The organism is Dictyobacter kobayashii (assembly GCF_003967555.1).
In the GTDB taxonomy this organism is placed as follows: Bacteria; Chloroflexota; Ktedonobacteria; order Ktedonobacterales; family Ktedonobacteraceae; genus Dictyobacter; species Dictyobacter kobayashii.
In genome coordinates, this window is the sequence record NZ_BIFS01000001.1 from 5,312,124 (window position 1) to 5,331,103 (window position 18,980).

18 protein-coding genes are annotated in these 18,980 nt (G+C 52.3%); 8 read left to right on the top strand and 10 right to left on the bottom strand.

The features are described 5' to 3' along the window. Positions 1 to 116: 116 nt before the first annotated feature. Complete coding sequence (locus EL645_RS23360; protein ID WP_126552725.1) at positions 117 to 926, bottom strand: inositol monophosphatase family protein; 810 nt, start codon at positions 924 to 926, stop codon at positions 117 to 119. A 145-nt stretch (positions 927 to 1,071) separates the two neighbouring features. After that, positions 1,072 to 2,106, bottom strand: a complete 1,035-nt coding sequence (locus tag EL645_RS23365; RefSeq protein WP_126552726.1) for a DNA methyltransferase — start codon at positions 2,104 to 2,106, stop codon at positions 1,072 to 1,074. A 554-nt stretch (positions 2,107 to 2,660) separates the two neighbouring features. Here EL645_RS23365 and EL645_RS23370 point away from each other — a divergent pair. After that, positions 2,661 to 2,876 carry a hypothetical protein gene (locus EL645_RS23370; RefSeq protein WP_126552727.1) on the top strand — a complete coding sequence of 72 codons (216 nt, stop codon included), beginning with the start codon at positions 2,661 to 2,663 and terminating at the stop codon, positions 2,874 to 2,876. Positions 2,877 to 3,539: 663 nt separating this feature from the next. Next, positions 3,540 to 4,031 carry a group II truncated hemoglobin gene (locus tag EL645_RS23375; protein ID WP_218031982.1) on the top strand — a complete coding sequence of 164 codons (492 nt, stop codon included), beginning with the start codon at positions 3,540 to 3,542 and terminating at the stop codon, positions 4,029 to 4,031. A 97-nt stretch (positions 4,032 to 4,128) separates the two neighbouring features. Here EL645_RS23375 and EL645_RS23380 read toward each other — a convergent pair whose 3' ends face one another. Further along, complete coding sequence (locus EL645_RS23380) at positions 4,129 to 6,501, bottom strand: S9 family peptidase (protein ID WP_126552729.1); 2,373 nt, start codon at positions 6,499 to 6,501, stop codon at positions 4,129 to 4,131. Positions 6,502 to 6,797: 296 nt separating this feature from the next. Here EL645_RS23380 and EL645_RS23385 point away from each other — a divergent pair, with 296 nt between their 5' ends. Genes EL645_RS23385 through EL645_RS23395 form a run of 3 tightly spaced genes read left to right on the top strand, consistent with a single transcriptional unit; the run spans position 6,798 to position 9,537 of the window. Further along, positions 6,798 to 7,508 carry a CBS domain-containing protein gene (locus tag EL645_RS23385; RefSeq protein ID WP_126552730.1) on the top strand — a complete coding sequence of 237 codons (711 nt, stop codon included), beginning with the start codon at positions 6,798 to 6,800 and terminating at the stop codon, positions 7,506 to 7,508. 26 nt (positions 7,509 to 7,534) lie between these two features. Further along, complete coding sequence (locus EL645_RS23390; protein ID WP_126552731.1) at positions 7,535 to 9,268, top strand: acetoin utilization protein AcuC; 1,734 nt, start codon at positions 7,535 to 7,537, stop codon at positions 9,266 to 9,268. A 14-nt stretch (positions 9,269 to 9,282) separates the two neighbouring features. Beyond that, positions 9,283 to 9,537 (top strand): hypothetical protein, encoded by a 255-nt coding sequence (locus EL645_RS23395; RefSeq protein WP_126552732.1) that lies wholly within the window; start codon positions 9,283 to 9,285, stop codon positions 9,535 to 9,537. Positions 9,538 to 9,622: 85 nt separating this feature from the next. Here EL645_RS23395 and EL645_RS23400 read toward each other — a convergent pair whose 3' ends face one another. The 3 genes from EL645_RS23400 to EL645_RS23410 form a co-directional block, all read right to left on the bottom strand. Then, complete coding sequence (locus EL645_RS23400; RefSeq protein WP_218031983.1) at positions 9,623 to 10,675, bottom strand: FTR1 family iron permease; 1,053 nt, start codon at positions 10,673 to 10,675, stop codon at positions 9,623 to 9,625. Positions 10,676 to 11,834: 1,159 nt separating this feature from the next. Then, the gene (locus EL645_RS23405) at positions 11,835 to 12,023 is read right to left on the bottom strand and encodes a hypothetical protein (protein ID WP_126552733.1); all 189 of its coding nucleotides are present in this window, start codon (positions 12,021 to 12,023) and stop codon (positions 11,835 to 11,837) included. Positions 12,024 to 12,050: 27 nt separating this feature from the next. Beyond that, entirely contained in the window at positions 12,051 to 12,581 is a 531-nt protein-coding gene (locus EL645_RS23410; RefSeq protein WP_161977620.1) for a response regulator transcription factor, read from the bottom strand. A gap of 903 nt (positions 12,582 to 13,484) precedes the next feature. On the opposite strand from EL645_RS23410, the gene EL645_RS23415 reads away from it, so the two are divergent. Then, positions 13,485 to 14,384: an NAD-dependent epimerase/dehydratase family protein gene (locus EL645_RS23415; protein ID WP_161977621.1), complete on the top strand. Its 900-nt coding sequence runs from the start codon at positions 13,485 to 13,487 to the stop codon at positions 14,382 to 14,384. Between the two features lie 253 nt (positions 14,385 to 14,637). Here EL645_RS23415 and EL645_RS23420 read toward each other — a convergent pair whose 3' ends face one another. The 3 genes from EL645_RS23420 to EL645_RS23430 form a co-directional block, all read right to left on the bottom strand. Continuing rightward, positions 14,638 to 15,189 (bottom strand): tetratricopeptide repeat protein, encoded by a 552-nt coding sequence (locus EL645_RS23420; RefSeq protein WP_136625273.1) that lies wholly within the window; start codon positions 15,187 to 15,189, stop codon positions 14,638 to 14,640. After that, on the bottom strand, positions 15,174 to 15,902 hold the full coding sequence (locus EL645_RS23425) for a DUF7779 domain-containing protein (protein ID WP_126552737.1): 729 nt from the start codon (positions 15,900 to 15,902) through the stop codon (positions 15,174 to 15,176). Before EL645_RS23425 ends, EL645_RS23420 begins: the two co-directional genes overlap by 16 nt. Positions 15,903 to 16,035: 133 nt before the next feature. Beyond that, the gene (locus EL645_RS23430) at positions 16,036 to 16,563 is read right to left on the bottom strand and encodes a PadR family transcriptional regulator (protein WP_126552738.1); all 528 of its coding nucleotides are present in this window, start codon (positions 16,561 to 16,563) and stop codon (positions 16,036 to 16,038) included. Between the two features lie 284 nt (positions 16,564 to 16,847). On the opposite strand from EL645_RS23430, the gene EL645_RS45685 reads away from it, so the two are divergent. Beyond that, complete coding sequence (locus tag EL645_RS45685) at positions 16,848 to 16,988, top strand: hypothetical protein (protein WP_371865754.1); 141 nt, start codon at positions 16,848 to 16,850, stop codon at positions 16,986 to 16,988. 80 nt (positions 16,989 to 17,068) lie between these two features. On the opposite strand, the gene EL645_RS23440 is transcribed toward EL645_RS45685, so the two are convergent. Further along, complete coding sequence (locus EL645_RS23440; protein ID WP_126552739.1) at positions 17,069 to 18,070, bottom strand: hypothetical protein; 1,002 nt, start codon at positions 18,068 to 18,070, stop codon at positions 17,069 to 17,071. Between the two features lie 367 nt (positions 18,071 to 18,437). Between EL645_RS23440 and EL645_RS23445 the strand changes: the two genes are divergently transcribed. Then, the gene (locus EL645_RS23445) at positions 18,438 to 18,923 is read left to right on the top strand and encodes a DUF1349 domain-containing protein (RefSeq protein WP_126552740.1); all 486 of its coding nucleotides are present in this window, start codon (positions 18,438 to 18,440) and stop codon (positions 18,921 to 18,923) included. The last annotated feature ends 57 nt before the right edge of the window (positions 18,924 to 18,980 follow it).

Consider the following 18,980-nt stretch of genomic DNA (forward strand, 5'->3'; position numbering starts at 1 on the left):
TATTGTTGAATGGTGACAAGCACTTTCTATGGATGATTGTGTAATAACGCCTTATTTATTCCTGCACAAATTATAATAATATATCCTCCCGCGTAGTTGTCAAATATCCAGTTCGTTTATGCCAGGCCACCCTTCTGGATCTTCGCCAAAATGTCCTGGTGCAGCTTTTTGTTACCGGCCATTACCAGGGAAAATTTATCGTTGAGCGTGGTGATGGGGCGCAGGGCGTTGCCTTCATGATCGGTGACAATACCGCCAGCTTCCAGAACGATACTGGCTGAAGCCAGGAAAGACTCACCGGTAATCTCATCGCCAATATCGATGTAGGCATCGTAAGTCCCGCTGGCTACATAGACGCTATCGATGGCCGAGCTGCCGGTGCGCCGTACAAAACCCAGGCGTGGACTCTCGGTCAGCAATGAACGCAGCGTATCGCCATTGCGGCCATCGAGGTTGAGGCCCGCCACACAATTTTTAATATGGCTGGTCGTGCTCACCTGGCAACGGCGACCATTGCGGAATGCGCCGCCGCCCTTCTGGGCTTCAAAGACGGTCCCGGTAAACAGTTCGCCGACCAGCGCCCACTGCACATTTTCTGGCAGGACAGGTGCATCGATCGGGAGGACGGCCAGGGCGACTGCGGCAACCATGATGCCTCGTTCGACATTGGTTGAGCCATCGATGGGGTCCACCACAATACAATATTGCGGATGTTCGGATGTGGCGAAGGTTGGACGTTCTTCTGTAATGATTTCAAACCCCAGGCCACTTTCTGAGAGACCATTGATAATTATATCCTCGGCATCACGGTCAAATTGCATGGTTGTGTGCTTGGATGATTGGGCGTAGACCTGCTTGCGATCGTAACGTTCTGCCTGTGTATATGCTCGGACTTGTCGAAAGAGTTGTTCTAGAAGTTCTAACATTGCTGTTTTCGCCTATCTCTGATAATACATTCCAAAAATGGGTTATAGATGTATCATATCAGCATTTCTGCGGTACATGCAAAGATTTACCTGCACTGGGTCTCTGAATGCCACATTTCTTGTCTTGCATTCGTTGCAATCTTTCTTATTCTACTTTCTTAACGCTTTGCAATGCAAAAATGTTGCGGCGAACCTGCTGCAGGAGGCGTGTGCGCGTGACAGAGATGGCGACCTCGCTTTGATCGCAGGCCAGCCAGCGCCGACCAAGCTTTTCCGCCACCACAGGGGTGACACCGCTCCCACAAAAGCAGTCCAGTACGAGGTCGTTTTCCTCGGATGAGGCCAGGAGCAGGCGTTCCAGGAGCGCGGCAGGCTTCTGGGTCGCGTAGCCGGTGCGCTCCGGATCTTTCTGGTGCAGATGGCTAATGTCGCTCCAGACGTCGTCCAGGGCCATCAAGCTCTCGGCAGTATAAGTATAGATCTTCCCTCCCGTGCGGATCGTCCAGGCGGGCTGCCCATCGGGTCCGGTGGTTTTGCGCATGTGGTTGCGTTTCTCATGGCCCCTGACTTTTCCTACGCGTTCAGCATGAAAGTGATAGTGCCGTGATTTTGTGTAGAGCAGGATCGTGTCGTGCTTGCGGGCAAAGGATTTCTGGGCTCGACCCCCGGATTGATAATGCCAGATGATCTCATTTTTGAGCCCGGCCCCACTATGGCGCGGGCCGTCCTGAAAAATCTCATCTAGTAGTATGCGCGCATAGTGGGTGGCGCGCCAATCGAGGTGGACATAGAGGCTGCCGTCCTCGGCCAGCAATTGATAGAGATAGTGAAATGTCTCATACAGCCATTGTAGATATGTGTCGAGATTATTATTCCAGATATCGCGATAGGAGATACCGTCCACCGTCAGAATCTGCGCCCCGGCCTTAAAGGTGCGTCCCGTCATAAACGGTGGGTCGATATAGATCAAATTGGCGGCGCCCCTGAATTCAGGCAACAACTGCGGTAGAGCCAGCCCTCTATCAGCATGGATCAAGCGATTATACCAGCCATCAAGCCCGGCCACAGACGGCGTTCGAGCCTCAACGTCCCCAGGTTCATAGCAAGCATCCGTACCCAACGCCACTCCAGCAGGATCGTAAACCGGTACCATCTTCCCCTTCCAAACCAATTCAACCATCTGCTCAGTACACCCCCTGCTTGAGTTTTTATTTGCGCACACTGTAGCATATGCAAGCTAAAATATCCACTGTACGTGCGCCCCTTGCGGGCGCTTACTTCCTCGTAGCATATGCAAGCTAAAATATCCACTGTACGTGCGCCCCTTGCGGGCGCTTACTTCCTCGCCGGCCGAAAAAGCAACAATAAATGCTAATTATTTCCGCTCGCGGGCGCCGTTTATCTTTCCGGTGGTTTCGCTTAGATGATTGAATAGCATGGTATAATGATGGCGCAGGTAACGCAGACGCTGCATCAGGTTTGTATCAGTACGCTATGTGTATCTTGCATGGGCAGCAGGAGAGAGTGCGTGCTCAAAAATTTTTTTTGGGGATAAAAGTACATGTCAAATGTTCTATGGGTCTTATTCAGTATAATCGGATACATCGCTGGACTGTACATTATGTTAAAGACAACGCCAATGTTGCTTGCACGATCCTATGATGAGGGGTTGTTTATGGCGATTGCGGCCGCCGATATTCTTGGGGCCATCCTCTCTTTTGGGGCATTGTCATTATGTATGCAGTCTTTAATGCGAATATTGTCATTAAAATTATTGATTTTCTCTTACTTATAGGGGTACTGCTGATCACGGCTCGCCTGGCCATGTTCAGTCTGCGTCCCAGGTATGCGGCTGGTACCAACAAGATTTCTCAGATCGTGGCAGGCATTTATTGTATCTGCCTGGCTGTTGCCGCTGTCTACTATATGATTCAACTCTTTGTAGCTTAAAGCGCTATTCCTCTTCAATTTTAAATAGGAGCCCGTCTATATGTGAATGTAGGCGGGCTCCTTTTCGCATCCACTATACTTGTTCTTCGAAAGAATAATCTTCTTCAATCACCCTGATCCATCGTTTCTAAGGACTGTCCCCTCGCAAAAACCTGTAGGAATGTACAGGGTGAAACAAGTAGTTTATATGGGCTGTAAACTACAAATGATATGTTATAAAAGTGGTATAGGATTATTTTTACGCGCTTTTTAATTACATGAGCATTTTAAGCTTGCTAGATATTCGAGTGCGTCTGATGCCCATCATCATGGGATGCGTGCCGCTCTTGCGCGGACGTGCGCTGGCGCGCCCGAGCTTTTTTTCTGGTGTGGTGCAAAAGTGCGCACGGCGCACTTTTGCACCACACCAGAAAAAATCTTGAGCGCCTTTGATGCTCAAGAAATCTTCTACTCATGTGTGTGATGAAAATAGTGTGCACTTTTGCACCACACCAGAAAATTTGTATGAGTTCCTGCGCGTGAAAGCTCATAATTTTTATTATAGGTTGTATAAAATGTGCAGCGCACATTTTATACAACCTATAATAAAACGGGTGCGGGCGCGGCAGCGCACGTCCGCACAAGAGCGATTTGAATCCCATAGATATGAGAGATGGAGGAGAAATGCCAGTTCCAACCCTTTACGAATGGGCAGGCGGAATGCCAGCTATCGAGCGGCTGACGACTGTTTTTTACCAGCACGTGCTAAAAGACCCTTTGTTGCAGCCGATCTTTGCCAATATGCCAGCCGACCATCCGCAACATGTGGCCTGGTGGCTGGCCGAGGTCTTTGGAGGACCTGCCGCCTATACCGGCCCATATGGCGGTAGCCACCAGTCTATGATGTCGAAACATCTCGGCCGTCACCTGACCGAGGAGCAGCGTGTGCGCTGGACGCATATGATTGCCGCCGCCGCCGATGAGGCTGGCCTGCCCACCGATCCTGAGTTTCGCTCGGCCTTCGTGGCCTATATCGAATGGGGCACGCGCATTGCTGTGATCATGTCGCAGCCGGGCATGGAACTCCCTGAAAAGCCTGAACCGATGCCCCACTGGGGCTGGGGCCAGGCTATCCCTCCAGAATATGCCACCGCTAAAATAGAAGAGCCTGCGTAATTATGCTAACTAGAGCATACCCGGATCTACTCATTTTTACGTAAATTTGCGGCAGCCCGGCCAAAGTTGCCACCGGGCTGCCGCAAATTGGTATCTATTAGATGAGGCGCTCAAACCACTGGATGGTTCGGCGCAGGCGATCAAGGCGTTGTTGTGGTGCCCCGACTGCGGGCCAGTCCATCAGGTGGCTGGTTTCGTGGTAGCCGATCAGTTCGACTGGCTGCTTGCGTTTGCGTAGCGCCACGAAGAGCTGTTGCGACTCGTTGAAGGGACAGCGCAGGTCGTTTTCGGCATGCAGGAGCAGGAGCGGCGTCTCGATGGCCTCGACTCGGGTGAGGGCGGAGCGTTCGTGCTGGCGCGCCCACGTTTTCATAGAGAGGTTGAACCAGATGGTCTGGTCGGAGAGCAGGGCGGCGCTGGGTATGTAGCTGATGCCGTTGCGACTCACAGCCGCCTTGAAGCGTGTGGTCTGGCTGATGCTCCAGTTGGTCATGTAGCCGCCATAGCTGAGGCCACTGATACCCAGGCGCTCGCCATCGACGGCCTCGGTGGCGATGACATGGTCGATGCCCGCCATCAGGTCCTTGAAGTCGTCTCCGCCCCAGTCGTTGAGGACGCTGCGGGTGAAGGCCTCACCATAGCCGGCACTGCCGCGAATGTTGGGGGCCAGCACGGCATAGCCATGCCCAGCCAGTACCTGGAATTCGTGGACATAGCTATCGCCCCAGGCCAGCGAGGGACCACCATGCGGGCATACGATCAAGGGGGCTTTGACGTTTTCGGGCAACTGGGGCAGATAGAGCCAGCCCTCGATCTCCAGGCCGTCGAAGCTTTGCCAGTGGATACGTTTCGGGCGGCTCAAGCGGTGGCTTTGCAGGATAGTGTCGTTGACGCGGGTCAGCTTGCGTGGCTGTTTGCCCGTGCTATCCATGCACCAGATATCGCCGGGCGTGAACCAGTCGGCGCGCACAAAGGCAATGGCCTGGCCGTTTTCACTGAGCTGGGGACTGATATAGCGTCCATTCCCATTGGTCAGGCGCTCACTTGTTTGCTGACCGAGATTGAGCCGGTAGAGGTGGAGCTGGCCGCGCTCCTGTACCGGTACGAGCAGGGCCTGGCTATCAGGATACCATTGAGGCGCGGTCAGATATTCGTCGCGCAGCTCGTCGATGATCCAGGATTGACACGTGTAGGCGTCGGCACCAGGGACCGCGAGCCGGGGCGTGCCCCCCTGTGCATCGACGATCCAGGGCACGATATTTCCAGCCTCGGTCTGATCCGGGGTATAGAGATAGGCAATCTGGCGACCATCGGGTGACCAGGCAGGCTTCTGGGCCAGCCCTTCTTCAGGCGTCAGGCGGCGCATCTGCCCGCTTGAAAGGGTCAGGACCCATAGCGCCATGCTCACGCTTAAATCCGGGTTGGGGCGGCGATTGGCGCAGAAGACGATTTCTTGTCCATCGGGCGACCAGCAGGACTGCACAAGATCGACAGGTTCGGATGTGAGGCGCAGCGCGTTACCACTGAGCGGGATGAGCCAGAGTTGCTGGTGGCGGCCATGGTTGTAGCCTGCGCCATCCCATTGGTTTCCCAGTCGGGTATAGACGTTCAGGAAACGTTCGGGGGCTGCGCCGATCTGCTCGTCCTGTGGCTTCCAGGCGCTATGGGCCAGCAAAATCTGGCCATTGGGATGCCAGCTATATTCTGTGACACCCTGTGGTAGGTTGCTGACCTGCTGGGCTTCACCGCCATTCAACGTTAATAAATAGATCTGGGATATGCCTGAACGATTACTCAGAAAGGCCAGACTCTGTCCATCAGGCGACCAGCGAGGGATGTTATCGTGATAGCTGCCGCTGCTCAGTTTTCGGGGTGCGGCCGCCTTGCCGGCAGCGCTTTCAACGAGCCAGATCGCGCTATGGGTTGTGTTGTCTTCGGTAGTACATTCCAGGAGCGTATAAGCGATCAAGCGGCCGTCGGGTGAGATCTGTGGATCGGCGGCGATCTTCAGCGACAGCAGGTCCTCGGGCTCCATCGGAGGTATCACCGGGATGCTCGCCTCTAACGGGGCCGATTGCGCTACTCGGGGTGGCAGCTGCTCAATCGGGACCTGGATGGTACTGGCCTGCGTGCCTGGAAACGTTGGTTCAGGCTGCGCAATGGGCTCTGCCGTGGCCTCATCGGGGCTGGTGGGCTCCTGTTCTGGGATCTGCTCATCGGGGCTGGCAGGCCCAACTGTCTCTTGTGGTTGCGCTGCAGTTTCAGTCTCCGCCTCTGCTGGGGCAGGCTGGGGCTGTGCGGCTGCTTCCTCTGCTGTCTGTTTATCGCCTGGCTGCTCGATTGGCGTTTGCGCCTTGGGAGCGTCAGGATGTTGGGAGGGCTGGGATGGAAATTGAGTCGTAGGTTCATCATCCTGTTCCACGGCCTGGGGTCGTTGTGTGGTTGGTTCTTCGTTCTCTAGCGTACTCATAACATATCCCTTCAATACAATAGAGTATAATTTTTGTGTTGATCTTACACAAAATTATACGCGCCAGATGGAATATAGGTTTGGAAATACACCCTCCGGGTGTCTCTATGCTGTGTTGCGCGTGTCGTGCTCGACAGGAGGGGACAAGTGTAATGGTTGTTTGTATTGCGGACCCCATCGTTAAGAGGCAATTCATGAGTATAATGTGCTATCATACAATCAGCTCCAGCTATAGTCTCTGGGTTCATTCGCTTCTGGAATTTGCCAGATGCATGATGCTTTCTGGGAGGTGATCCATGATTGTACGCGAAATTATGTCCACAAAATTAACGACAGTTGAGCCCGATGATACGCTGGCCCATGCGGCAAACCTGTTTCGTCAGTATGGTTTTCATCATTTGCCGGTGACGCGCCGGGTCCATCAATCGAATGGTGCGGGGGTGCAGGTGACGTTGTTGACGTGTGAAGGGCTACTGTATGCCCAGGATATCGACCTGGCGGCGGCGGTGGCGGAGGGAGAGGACCAGCGCAAGCAGCCCTGGCAGGAACGGCGTGTGGTGGAGGTTATGCATAGCGCCGCTGTTCGTGTGACGCCTACGGCCAGTGTGGCGGCTGCGGCCCAATTGCTGGTTGAGCGTGGTTTAAATTGTTTGCCTGTGGTGGAATATAAGTTAGTGCAGAGCGAGACACGGGCCATCCTGGTTGGCCTGCTGACCCGCAGCGACCTGTTGATTGCGCTCTCGCGCTCGATGGGTGCCTTTGAACCGGGTATGCAGCTAGATATTGCGCTCCCCAATAGTGATATGACACCCCTGGCTCGTACGCTCTTATTGGCCTCGGAGCTGCGTGTCCATATTCGTAGTGTGCTGGCGGCCCCACAGAGCAACGGTACTTTGACCGTGGCCACGATGCGCCTGGGTACCATCAACCCCACACCTTTACTGGTCCGCCTGAAAGAAGAAGGCATTCAGTACTCGTTTGGCAGTCCCCTACTGGCGTCCAATTGAGTAAGCAGAGAGAAGGTCGCTAAGATATGACTGAGCAACATCCTTCATTTCCAAATCACCGAGCTCGCCTGATATTTGATCCGATGGAATTGAATTATGACTTTGGTGAGCAACATCCTTTGAATCCCGGTCGGTTGCGTGCGCTGGTAGATCTGCTGGGATGTAGTGAATTATGGGATGCCAACGATGAGCAGACGCGCATGAATCTGCGCCCGGCCTCGCTTGATGACCTGAGCCTGATCCACGATCCCGCTTATATTGCGGCCGTGCAGCGGCTCAGTGAACCGCCTTCGCCCACCATCAGTCCTGAGGAGGAGGCGGAGCGGCGCGAGCTGGCGCAACGTTATGGTTTCGGGGATAGCGATACCCCGGCGGTCCCGCAGATGCATGAGGTCTCGGCCGTAATCGCGGGTGGCTCGCTGGTTGCGCTCAGCGCGGTGATGGGCCTGCCTGAAGGTGGCACCTTCGCCTCTGAAGATGAGCGGCCCCTGCACGTCTTTCATCCCCAGGGTGGGCTGCACCATGCCTGGTCCGACCGTGCTTCGGGTTTCTGCGTCTATAATGATGCGGCGGTGGCGATCGCGCATGTGTTGCAGGCGAGCGAGGCTAAAATCCTCTATATTGATTTTGATGCCCATCATGGCGATGGGGTACAGCGTGCCTTTTATGATGATCCGCGCGTCATGACCATCTCTATCCATGAAACGGGACGCTATCTCTTCCCGGGCAGTGGCGATGTGCTTGAAATGGGGAATGGTAGTGGCCGTGGCTATTCGGTCAATGTGCCGCTGGAGCCCTTCACCGAGGACGATAGCTATATCGAGACCATGGACCCGCTGCTGTCGCAACTGGTGACGGCCTTCGCGCCCGATGTTATCGTGACCGAGCATGGCTGTGATACGCATGCATGGGACCCGTTGACGCACCTTAGCCTGACCATGCGGGGCATTAGCGCGCAAATCAAGCTGGCCCATAAATTGGCCCACACCTACTGTAATGGCCGTTGGGTGGCCCTGGGTGGTGGGGGCTACGCCCTCTACAGCGTTGTGCCGCGCGCCTGGAGTATATTGTGGGCTGAGATGTCTGAGCAGCCGGTCCCTGAACAGCTGCCGCAGGAATGGCGGGAGCGCTGGAAACCAGTCTGGGAGGCCGCGCTGGAGCGTGAGCAACTGGGCCAACAAATCATGGGCAAGGAGCTCAGCCATGATGATTTCCCGACCACATTCATGGATAATGCAGAGCTTTTCCCGCCCCAGCCTCGGCGCTGGGAGATCAACTATACCAATCGGCAGACCGTGGGCCAGGTGCGCCACTTCCTGATTCCGTCCTCTATTCGCCAGGCTTTTCCGATTGCCCGCCATCGCTCGCCGCTCTCGGACCTGTTTGACCTGTTGCACCTTAATCGTACCTCCACGCCTTCGCGCATCCGCACGCTACAGACAATGCGTGGTCCAGTCTTGCTGCGGGATTTCAGCCCGCCCTCGTTGATTGAGCGCCTGCGCGCCGACCGGGGCCTGAGCTCGTTTGCTCGTCTGCCTGAGCGTGAGCATCAACTGCTACTGGATATCGCTCGTAGCCCCGATTGTGCCCTCACGGTAGCCCACACGCCGGCTGGCGAGATCATCGGTCAGGTCACTATCGCGCCCGCCGATGAATGGTGGGAGGGCGTAGAAAATCTCTATGAAGTGGCTATCGAGGTAAGTTCGGACTGGCGCGGCCTGGGATCGCGCGCGAGGCGCTGGCCTTTGCCCTGGAGTTAGATGCTAAAGAAGATATGATCTTCTTCGCCATCGGCCTCTCCTGGCACTGGGACGCCGAAGGACTGGGCATCTCCACGTTCCGCTACCGTGAGCTGATCAAGCACCTCTTTGGGACGCAGGGCTTTATAGAATATTCCACCACCGAACCCAATGTCAGTATGGAGCTCGCCAATGTCCTGGTGGCCCGTATCGGCGATCGCGTAGATCAGCGCGTCTCCAGCCAATTCCTGAACCGCCTGATCCGCTCGACCGCCTTCACCTCTTTTTGATTGATAACTAAAGGAGCGTTAAAAACAAAAAAGAGAAGAAGCGATGTATGCCGCTTCTTCTCTTTTTTGTTATGGTCCGAAAGGATTACGCCGAGGCCTGGCTGGGCTCGGCTACTGCCGTGGGAGGAGCCTCGGGACGCTCTGCGGGCTTCTCTCCCTTTTTGCGTGGTAGCAGGACCGTCTGGTAGCGGGCCAGGAAGTAGGACCCGATGACCAGGATGGCGGCCAGGGCCTGGGCGACCAGGGTCTCGACCGTTGGGAAGATGGCGAACCAGAGTCCCATCCATGCAGGAATGGGCAGGTTAACCGGGGTCGTCGAGATCCAGTGGGCCAGCTGCATTTCCTGCGCCTGCTCACCAACCATTACCAGCAGGACCACTCCCAGCATAACGCCGGTCAGTACGAGCATCTTCTTGTAGGGGAGTCGGTGGTGCAGTACGAATGTAAGCGAGCCTACGATGGCTGTCAGGGCGAGCCCGATCAATACACCATACAGCACGATTAGCGAGCCAACCTGGAGTCTCAGGGTCTGCAGGAATAGGACGACCTCGAAGCCCTCGCGATAGACGGAGGCGAAACCTAGCAAGATCAGACCAGACATCAGGCGTGACTGTGAAGCACCCTCTTCATTTTTCTGGCTGAGGAGCTCTTTCTTGCGCTTATTGTGCATAGAGATCCAGCCTGTCCAGTAGATCTTATGGAAGAACCAGTTCATAATCACCAGGAGCACAATAATGGCCAGCAGCCCTGTTGCTGCCTGGATATCCAGTGCCGGCAGGTTGTTGGAAAGCGCACTCAAAATACCTACCACTGCGAACCACGTCAACAGTACAGCGCCAAAACCAATGGCCGAGCCAATCGCGATTGGGCGGCGATAACCCTGATTTTTACCCATCATACTGGCCGTAATCGCCATCAAAACCAGAATACACTCCAGACCTTCGCGGAAGACAAGGATACCCGTATTCACAATGGCCGCTTCTGGAGTAATATGGGCGGCTGCCGGATCGGGGTTTCCATTCGCCGTAATACCTTGCCATACTAAAATCGCCGCTACCACAACCGCACCAAGAATAAGTACAATTCGTCCCGCAAGGAGAGTGGGGCGTGCTATCGATGAAGAGAGCGTCTTCCTCACGAAGTTAAATCCTTTCTGCTCAAGACCGGAGAGAGCGCATCGTATGCCTCCCACACAAAAAATTTTAAAATAAACATCGATATTAGGGTAACCTAATATCCGACCTGGCTACTAAGATATTAGGGCACCCTAATGTATTTTGTCAAGAGCAGTGTTAAATTGTAATCTTGATCCCATTCATCATGCAGCCATACATCCCATTGTATGAGCGTAACCACAAAAGTTCCGGGTATGGGTCTGGTACTTTTGTCGTAGCCGAAGTAAGCCTGCTGTCAGGTCCCAGGCGGCCCTATCCCTTTTAATCCACTTGAAGCGCACAGAAATATCAAGTATAAAAAAGGTAACAGCACTGCGGTCACAAAGCGGTCTGTTAACACCAGAGAACATCAATTCGTAGTGTGCTTCATTTTAGTGCCAAGCTGTAGTGCTAACATTTTGTACACCGTCTGGTAGTTTCTGTATATACATAAATATCTGCCGTGCAACCGGTATTTGCGCCAGGGCGTGGCCCGGTTGCATTTACAGGCAGCGGCGAGCTAGCAATAGCTTGCCGCTTTTTTTCTCACATTTTTAGCGAAAAATGCTTCAGCAGCATTATCAGTTGCTTAGAAATAATCGTTTTAGACAAGAATTAGATAAGAAAGCTTGGAAAAAACTGAAACCTCTTTCTCTGATTATCCGTACTATAGTTGTAGCCGATACGAATGATAAACGAGGGAATGCACATGCAGAATGTTTCACCTGTCGATTTTCGAAGCGATGACGATGCTGACAATTTTGAGGATGTCGATCGACTATTTTCTAAATTAGAACATTGCGATCCGCCAGCTGATATGGTGGCACGCATCATGGGGCTGTGTCAAAACTGCCATCCCCACAGCAGATGCAGAAATTACAGCGCGAAGCCTCCTTCAAAGATCAAGAAGGCATGGTCGTCTGGTATGATGACAAAGAGCCTTCTTAACCAGTCTTAGATTGCATTGTGGGTAGGATGGTGTGGAAGTGGTGACATGCACTTATTGAAGGCTGATGGGGTGAATATGTTGAGGATTGAGGGCGACACACCACAAAAAAGCGACAACCTGTACGATTGTCGCCATATCATATCTTTATAGAGCAGCTATAAACGCCCGATCTCCAGGTCGTATACGCTCAACAACTAGGCAATCTGATCGGAAAGCTTACCGGTTGAAACCAGCCAGCGAATGAACTCCAGACGGCGATTGATGATCTGAGCCTGGCTCTTCTCTTTTTCTGTATAGTCTTTACGAAGTTTGCTTAGTTGAACAACCTCATTCTCGGCAAATCCACCCTTACGTAGAATATCACGATCTTCGTAGCGGTCCATATGTGCCTCCTTTGGTACTAAGAAGAATTAGTGAGTAGGTGAGATTGGCAGCATGCGCTGAATGCGCTTAAGAAGTGCCTGTAAAGGGTATGGCTTTGGCAAATGATCCAAAGTCAGGCGCGTCTCTCCACTTTGGCGCATATATAGCCGTGCGCGGGTGACTGAACTCGAAGTGATCAATACAGGGATAGGTGCCAGTGAGCGCACTACTTGTAATACTTCCCAGCCATGAATTTCACCTGTAAGTTCAAGATCAAGCACTACGAGATCGGGAATCGCATGATGGAGAGTTGTAATCGCAAGCTCACCACTAGGTACGGTGACAACGGTATAGCCCTGCGCAGTTAATGTATCGGTTTCCAATGTGGCGAGTGTTGGATCATCTTCAACCACCAGGATATTATATATGTGTTTTGGCCCTCCGCCCGGTTGTTGGTTGGGCACGACAGTATCCGAAAAACGTACTGGCTGTGATCGCTCATCAGCAGGCGACCCATCCATCTTATTCATCTGGCCACTATCCGACGACTGATCGTTCGCAGCACTGTGGTCATGCATGACGGGCATCCTGCTTCCGCTAGCTACCTTACCTTTCAACCAGCCGGGCAGAACGCTCTCTGCACAACTAATTGCGTTTTTCAGACTGAGATCGCCGCCGGTGCGACGGAGAAAAGAAAGTATGTCCAGAATGATACGCTATTTTTCTATAAGCACAGCTTACCCGATTACGAGTGAGAAACGCGTGAATATCCAGGCAGTTGTGTGAAAATTGTGTGAAAATCTTTCATTTTGCTCATTTTTCACAGTCTGACCAGCAGTAATAACTGCATAAAGCGTATCTTGTTTCAGTCACTGAAGAGTTACTCAGTTGCATCTTTCTTGTTTTGCTGTGTTTTTAGTGGAAATTACTTGCCACTTCTCATTACCTTCTAATATAATATTCTCAGGCAACCCCCAAAAACGGTAATATTATTTTACTCATTTGCGTACGTGCGCTGCCGCACCCGAACCCGTTTTATGAGTTGTGGTAGAAAATGTGCATTACACATTTTCTACCACAACTCATAAAAAATCATAGATCTCAGGCTTGCTTAAATTGCTCTATTGACATACTTTCCGCTTATTCGTATACTGACTATATAAATGTAGATAGGTTGGACATTCAGGACCCACACTATATGTATATTTCTGACGTCCCTGGTCCAGAGATGCGCCGTCTTCTTTCATCAATGTAGATCTTATGGTGGGATGCACCCTCGCATTCTATCATGTGCCATCATCGTCCACTGACGGGCGATGCTCCGCTATTGAGAGTTATTGATCATTTTTAAGTTTATTGTTTTTTCTATGACCCTCTTTTCCTATATTCGCGAGGCTGCACTGTAGCAAGCTGCTTTTTTCCATAAGCGCTACATTGTCTGCATTTCCTGATAAAAACCGAGAATGGAAGGACGCCATTACATGAAAATATTGATCACCGGTGCCCTGGGCTTTATTGGTCGCGCTTTAACGGAGTATCTTGGACAACGTGGGCATGAGCTGCGCTTGCTGGACATAGCTGATCCGGCCGCAGTTCCGATCTTTGATCAAATACAGGATAAGGCTGTAACGCAGGCCGTCAAGTTAAACTGGCAGTTTGTGCGCGGGGAGGTCACCGATCCTGTAGTAGTGGCGCAGGCGGTAAAGGATATGGATGCCGTTGTGCATCTGGGTGGTATTCCCCATGGCAATCCAGATCAGGGGACCGCTATCTTCCGTACCAATGCCCTGGGGACCTTTGTGGTCCTGGATGAGGCGCGCAAGGCGGGCATCCAGCGCTGTATCTGCGCTTCCAGCGTCAACGCCTTTGGCACCTTTTACTGGCGCTTGAAGCGTCATCCCATCCCTTATACGCGTTTGCCCCTGGATGAAGATTATCCGCCCGCACCCGAAGATCCTTATAGCTTGAGTAAGCTGGTGAATGAGGAGACCTGTGCGGCCTTTCATCGCGCTTATGGGATGACAACGGCTGCCCTGCGCTTCACCTATGTGTGGTCAGAAGCGCAATATCAGCGGGCCCTTGTCACTCTGCCTCCTACGGCCGTGTGGCATGACGATTTATTTAGCTGGTTGCACATACAGGATGCGGTCGAAGGCATCGAGCAAGCATTGGAATGTGCCGACCTGCCCGGCTTTGGTGCTTATAATCTGTGTGCCAGCGACACCTGCTGCCCTGAGCCGACCGTCCAGTTGCTAGAGCGCTTTCGCCCCGATCTGCTCTCCGTCCTGACACAACCTTTTCATGGACGTGAATCCTTACTCTCGATCGACAAGGCGCGGCGCACCTTCGGCTTTGCTCCACGCTATCGCCTCACCGACTAACCGTTTAGATAGCCTATGCACCGAAAAGCATCAATAACAAAGAAATGTACGTGCGGGGCTTGTCCCCGCTTAATTCGATCCCGCCCGAAAAAGCAACAATAACAATGCTATACGCTCAATCAAATAGCTTCAAAATCCTCTTCTTGCAGCTTTTTTGAGCGGGGAGATTAAAAGCGGGGACAAGACCCGCACGTACATTTCTTTTTTTATTGTTGCATATGCCCTCTTAATGCGATTGATCCTTCCCGCACCGTTATTCGCCGGGCTGATCGTGAAGCAGTTTCTCTATCTGCAGGCGTGATTGTCGGGTATCGGGATGTTCTGAGCCCAACTGGCGCTCACGGATATGCAGGGCACGCTCATAGTGAAATCTAGCCCGTTGGCGTTGCCCTAATTCCTGATAGCAGTCAGCCAGGCTATGCAGGCTACTGGCGGTATCCAGATGCTCAAGGCCCCGCGTATTTTCGTGGATCGAGAGGATGCGCTGGCGCACTGGTAGCTCTTGATCGATCTTGCCCTGTTTCTGATAGAGCTGCGCCAGGCGTTTCAGGCGCGTAACAAGCAGAGCGTTATCCGCGTGTAGTTGATTCTCGATGATTGTTAGCGCTTGTAAGTAGAGGGCCTCGGCCTCCTCAAACTTTTCCTGTTCTTGATAGAGGACGCCCAGGTTATTTAAGATGGCAGCCGTATTGGGGTGATCGGGCCCCAGTTGTTCTTCGATGATACGCAGGGCGTACCTGACCAGGATGATGGCCGTCTCATAATCTCCCGTATCTTGCGCGTAGAAGCTCATCTTATTGAGCAAGGTGCAGGCTTCGAAGGATTGGAAGTGCCAGTCTTTGATGTAGCCGATAGCTTGCAGCGCGTGGGGAAGATTAAGCGATTGAGCATGCTGGATGCCTGTCGCTCGTTGGAGAAGCTGCTGGCCGTGAGGTTGATAATATATTCGGCCCAGCGTACCTGCTCAGCCTGTGTCTGGGTGGCGCGTATCAATTCCTGTATAAGTCTGGGCATGGTGAGTGTGCCCGTGTGGGCATGGCGGCGCAGCAGGACGTAGTTGCGCAGGGTCGCCGTACTCATTCGCCAGCGTGTCTGGTTATGGGTGAGTGTGCGTAGTGAGGTTGGGAGGTAGTGGGCGCATTGAAAGATAATCTTTTCAGGGATGGCATCGGGCCCCATGAATGCACAGAGGATGAGCAGCTCAACGGCCTCAGGATAACGCTGGCGCAGGCGATCGATGGCCAGCGTGGTCGTGGTGGCGAGCAGCAGGTGCTCTTTGATAAACTCATTTTCTCCCTGTGCAAGCTTGCTTTTCTGGACCCGATAGAGTTCCCGGTAAGTTGCTGGACTGGTGGGCGCGATCCGGATATAGCCACTGGCCTGTCTATAGGCCAGCAAGGTCTCATAGGGAATATGAACGATTCTTCTGAAGAGACGGGGCAGACGGGGGCGATGCACAAACAAAAACGCTTGTTTGAGCATTGCCAGCGAAAATAGATGCTTCAGGCGAAACTTCATGTTCAATCCTTTGTCAATGAATCACCTTATGAACGTTGCTGGCATACAAGTTTTTCGTATAGATCTTTGTGGATCAAAATGCCTGAAACGGTTTCTTCTTGAAACGGCTTGTGTCTATTGCTATGAAGAAGACTTATACGGCCGATTCACTCTGCTGGAGTTGGGTGAGCATTTGTTGTAGCCAGCTCTGTTCGGCCTTCAATAGGGCCAGGCGATGCTGCATGGCGATATCAACACCTTTGCCAAAGCCATGCATTGGTGCCGCTTCATAAGCGGCCACTTGCTGGCTGGTGCGCTGTAAGTGCAGTTGCAAGGCTGACAATAGCTCTTCATGGGTGATATGATCCAGAAACATCAGCCCGACATCAAAAGGTGAGCTCATCGGATCGGCCTGTTCCAGAATCTCGCGCAGGAGGTCGGTAAATTTCTGTTCCCCCTGGGGCGTCAAGGTGTAGACTTTCCTGGCCGGACGATTGCCCTCCTGCTCCATACGCAGTTCCACATAGCCCTGTTCGCATAGGCGATCGAGCAGGGTATAGGCTGTAGAGCGCTTCATGTTGATGACGCGACTTAAATTTTTTTCAATAAATTCATTTATTTGATAACCATGCTGGCTCTGCGATTTCAACATGCCCAGCAAGAGCAGGCTTCTTTCGTCCATCTTGTTTTTCCACCTCATTTCTTGTATGTATATTATAGTCGACCTTGACTATTCTGGTCAAAGGTTGTATGATTGATATTGTCAGATAGTCGTATACGACTAATCGGTAATGATTAATAACCAAGGAGAATTTCAATGTTTATTGCTGTAAATAAAGTGACCGTTCCTGCTGAGCAGCAGGAGGCAATGATGAAGGGTTTCGAGCATGCCGCTCCTGCCATGAAGCAGTTCAAAGGCTTCCTGGCCTGGAGTTGTGGGTGGCCGATGACAATACCGTCCTGGCTGTGTCACGTTGGGAGTCCAAAGAGGCCCTCGACGAGTACACTAAGAACGATCTCTTCAAGCAGCACCATGGTGGCGCCAGTCGTGAGCAGTCCCAGACCCCTGGACAGATTGCTTATTATACAGGCAAAATTCTCAGCTAACTGCCTTGCACCGGGTCGGACAGGTACACTGCCTGGTTTGCCTGCCCGGCCTTGCTGGTTGCTTCCCAGCAGCAGGTTGCTCATTGGTTGATCCGTTTCGTTTGCCAGGGCCGCCCCGAATTTTTCCCTCTCGGAGGCCCATAAGTTGCCACCAAAACTCCACCGAGGCCTAATGTGAGGAAGAATAAGAAATAGAAAAGGGAGGAAATTGCACTATAAGGACGGTCGCTCATCTTCCAGTAGCCCGCTGCCCAGAGGCTGCGTATGATCAACGTATTTTGTAGCAGGCCAAGATAGAATATTGTGATTAGCGCATAGATCTGCACCATTCCTATCACGTTCGCTCGTAGCATGTCATCGGCACGTTGCGAGACCGTTGGATCAGAAGTGACCAATAAGCGCGATAAGTGCGCGATACGTAGCATTAAAAGCTCTGCCACGATAGATATCACAACTATTGCACCCGGCACGATACTGAGGATCCAGAGATTATTTGGTATATCGAGCGGGGCACCATTACTCTGCAGGAGCCGTAATGTTGATCCCAGATGTGGCGCAAAGAAGCAGCTAAACGCTATTGTTTCGACCAGTCCTAGCGCCAGCAGCCAGTGAATGAGTCCGTTCCGATAGTCCGACAGTCGTCGCTGATGCAGGTCTGCATAGGTAATATGGCTTTGTGCGGCTTTACGCAAGCGCCAGACCGCGAATATGCCTCCAATGCCAAATCCTACGAAGAGGCTAGCATAGGTAATAGCCGTAAAAAACGCACTATCCCCGGCATCGCTGCCATCTACTGTTCCTGTCGTTAGTAATGAAATTATCACCACGCCGATCAACATCAATATTAGCCCCAGACCTCCACCAATTAGCGTTATGGCACGTAGATAGCGCCAACTTTGTTTTATGTCTGCTAGCATTTTTGGTGACGGTTGGACCTCAGCAAAAACCTGCCACCGATTCAGACTCTTCTGTAGCTGCTCTTCAGTGGCAATCAATGGAAAATTATGCTTGAGTCCATAAAAGCCCAGACCGAGAAGCGCAATACTGGTTACTATAGTCAGACATATCTCGAGAATAATCATAGTAGTTTCCTTCTAATTTGAAGAGGAAGATAACAAGATGCTTATAAAACGTTTTATGACTGTATCATATTTATGATACAGTCATGGTTTCTTTGTGTCAAGTAGTTGATACAGAAAAGGATTATTTCAATACTTACTAGCTTTTGGGCTTAGCCAGAGTTGTGTTGCTCTTTCTTTTGGGGGATGAGTATGTCTTGCACTTGAACATAAAACTGTACTTTGTCGTGGTGGATATGCGCATATTGCCGAAAACTCGGTTCTCCACTATACTGAGGGCATCGACTTCATTTCTAAGCAACTGAGGAAGGAATGCAGGTATGGACTGGTATAATGAAGCTCCCAAATGGTCGGCTCGGGGGATGTGGTGATGATACAGTCGGCGCCTGGCACTGATTTCTGGCGCGTGACGCACGATGGTACGGTTCATGATACTGGACATTTTTATTATCAGCAGCAAACAGGCGACTTCCAGGCTGATGTGAAAATCAGTGGCGATTACCGGGCGCTGTATGATCAGGCTGGCCTGATGGTGCGCCTGGATGAGGCCAATTGGATCAAGTGCGGCATTGAATTTGTGGATGGTCTCCAGCACGCGAGCGCTGTGGTGACGCGCGATTATTCGGATTGGTCGATTGTACGCCTGCATAATAGCCCGGCTTCCTTCTGGTTGCGCGTGCAGCGCCAGGGTCCGACCATCGAAATCTCATACGGATTCGATGGCCGCAACTATCAGCTCCTACGCCAGGCTTACCTGACTACCGTGCCGACCCTGGATGTTGGTCTTATGTGCGCCGCCCCGCAGGGGTCCGGCTTTTCCAGTAAATTTGAGTATTTGCGTATCCAGAGCCTTTAACGGCTTGATTTCTCAGGATGATCGGGCGCCCACTCGGCTCTGGAGGCTGCGGGCCGT

Excerpts from the sequence above, each read along its gene's own strand:
- EL645_RS23360 (WP_126552725.1), bottom strand. The coding sequence starts at position 926 with ATGTTAGAACTTCTAGAACAACTCTTTCGACAAGTCCGAGCATATACA.
- EL645_RS23365 (WP_126552726.1), bottom strand. The coding sequence starts at position 2,106 with ATGGTTGAATTGGTTTGGAAGGGGAAGATGGTACCGGTTTACGATCCT.
- EL645_RS23370 (WP_126552727.1), top strand. The coding sequence starts at position 2,661 with ATGTATGCAGTCTTTAATGCGAATATTGTCATTAAAATTATTGATTTT.
- EL645_RS23375 (WP_218031982.1), top strand. The coding sequence starts at position 3,540 with ATGCCAGTTCCAACCCTTTACGAATGGGCAGGCGGAATGCCAGCTATC.
- EL645_RS23380 (WP_126552729.1), bottom strand. The coding sequence starts at position 6,501 with ATGAGTACGCTAGAGAACGAAGAACCAACCACACAACGACCCCAGGCC.
- EL645_RS23385 (WP_126552730.1), top strand. The coding sequence starts at position 6,798 with ATGATTGTACGCGAAATTATGTCCACAAAATTAACGACAGTTGAGCCC.
- EL645_RS23390 (WP_126552731.1), top strand. The coding sequence starts at position 7,535 with ATGACTGAGCAACATCCTTCATTTCCAAATCACCGAGCTCGCCTGATA.
- EL645_RS23395 (WP_126552732.1), top strand. The coding sequence starts at position 9,283 with ATGATCTTCTTCGCCATCGGCCTCTCCTGGCACTGGGACGCCGAAGGA.
- EL645_RS23405 (WP_126552733.1), bottom strand. The coding sequence starts at position 12,023 with ATGGACCGCTACGAAGATCGTGATATTCTACGTAAGGGTGGATTTGCC.
- EL645_RS23410 (WP_161977620.1), bottom strand. The coding sequence starts at position 12,581 with ATGCATGACCACAGTGCTGCGAACGATCAGTCGTCGGATAGTGGCCAG.
- EL645_RS23415 (WP_161977621.1), top strand. The coding sequence starts at position 13,485 with ATGAAAATATTGATCACCGGTGCCCTGGGCTTTATTGGTCGCGCTTTA.
- EL645_RS23425 (WP_126552737.1), bottom strand. The coding sequence starts at position 15,902 with ATGAAGTTTCGCCTGAAGCATCTATTTTCGCTGGCAATGCTCAAACAA.
- EL645_RS23430 (WP_126552738.1), bottom strand. The coding sequence starts at position 16,563 with ATGGACGAAAGAAGCCTGCTCTTGCTGGGCATGTTGAAATCGCAGAGC.
- EL645_RS23440 (WP_126552739.1), bottom strand. The coding sequence starts at position 18,070 with ATGATTATTCTCGAGATATGTCTGACTATAGTAACCAGTATTGCGCTT.
- EL645_RS23445 (WP_126552740.1), top strand. The coding sequence starts at position 18,438 with ATGATACAGTCGGCGCCTGGCACTGATTTCTGGCGCGTGACGCACGAT.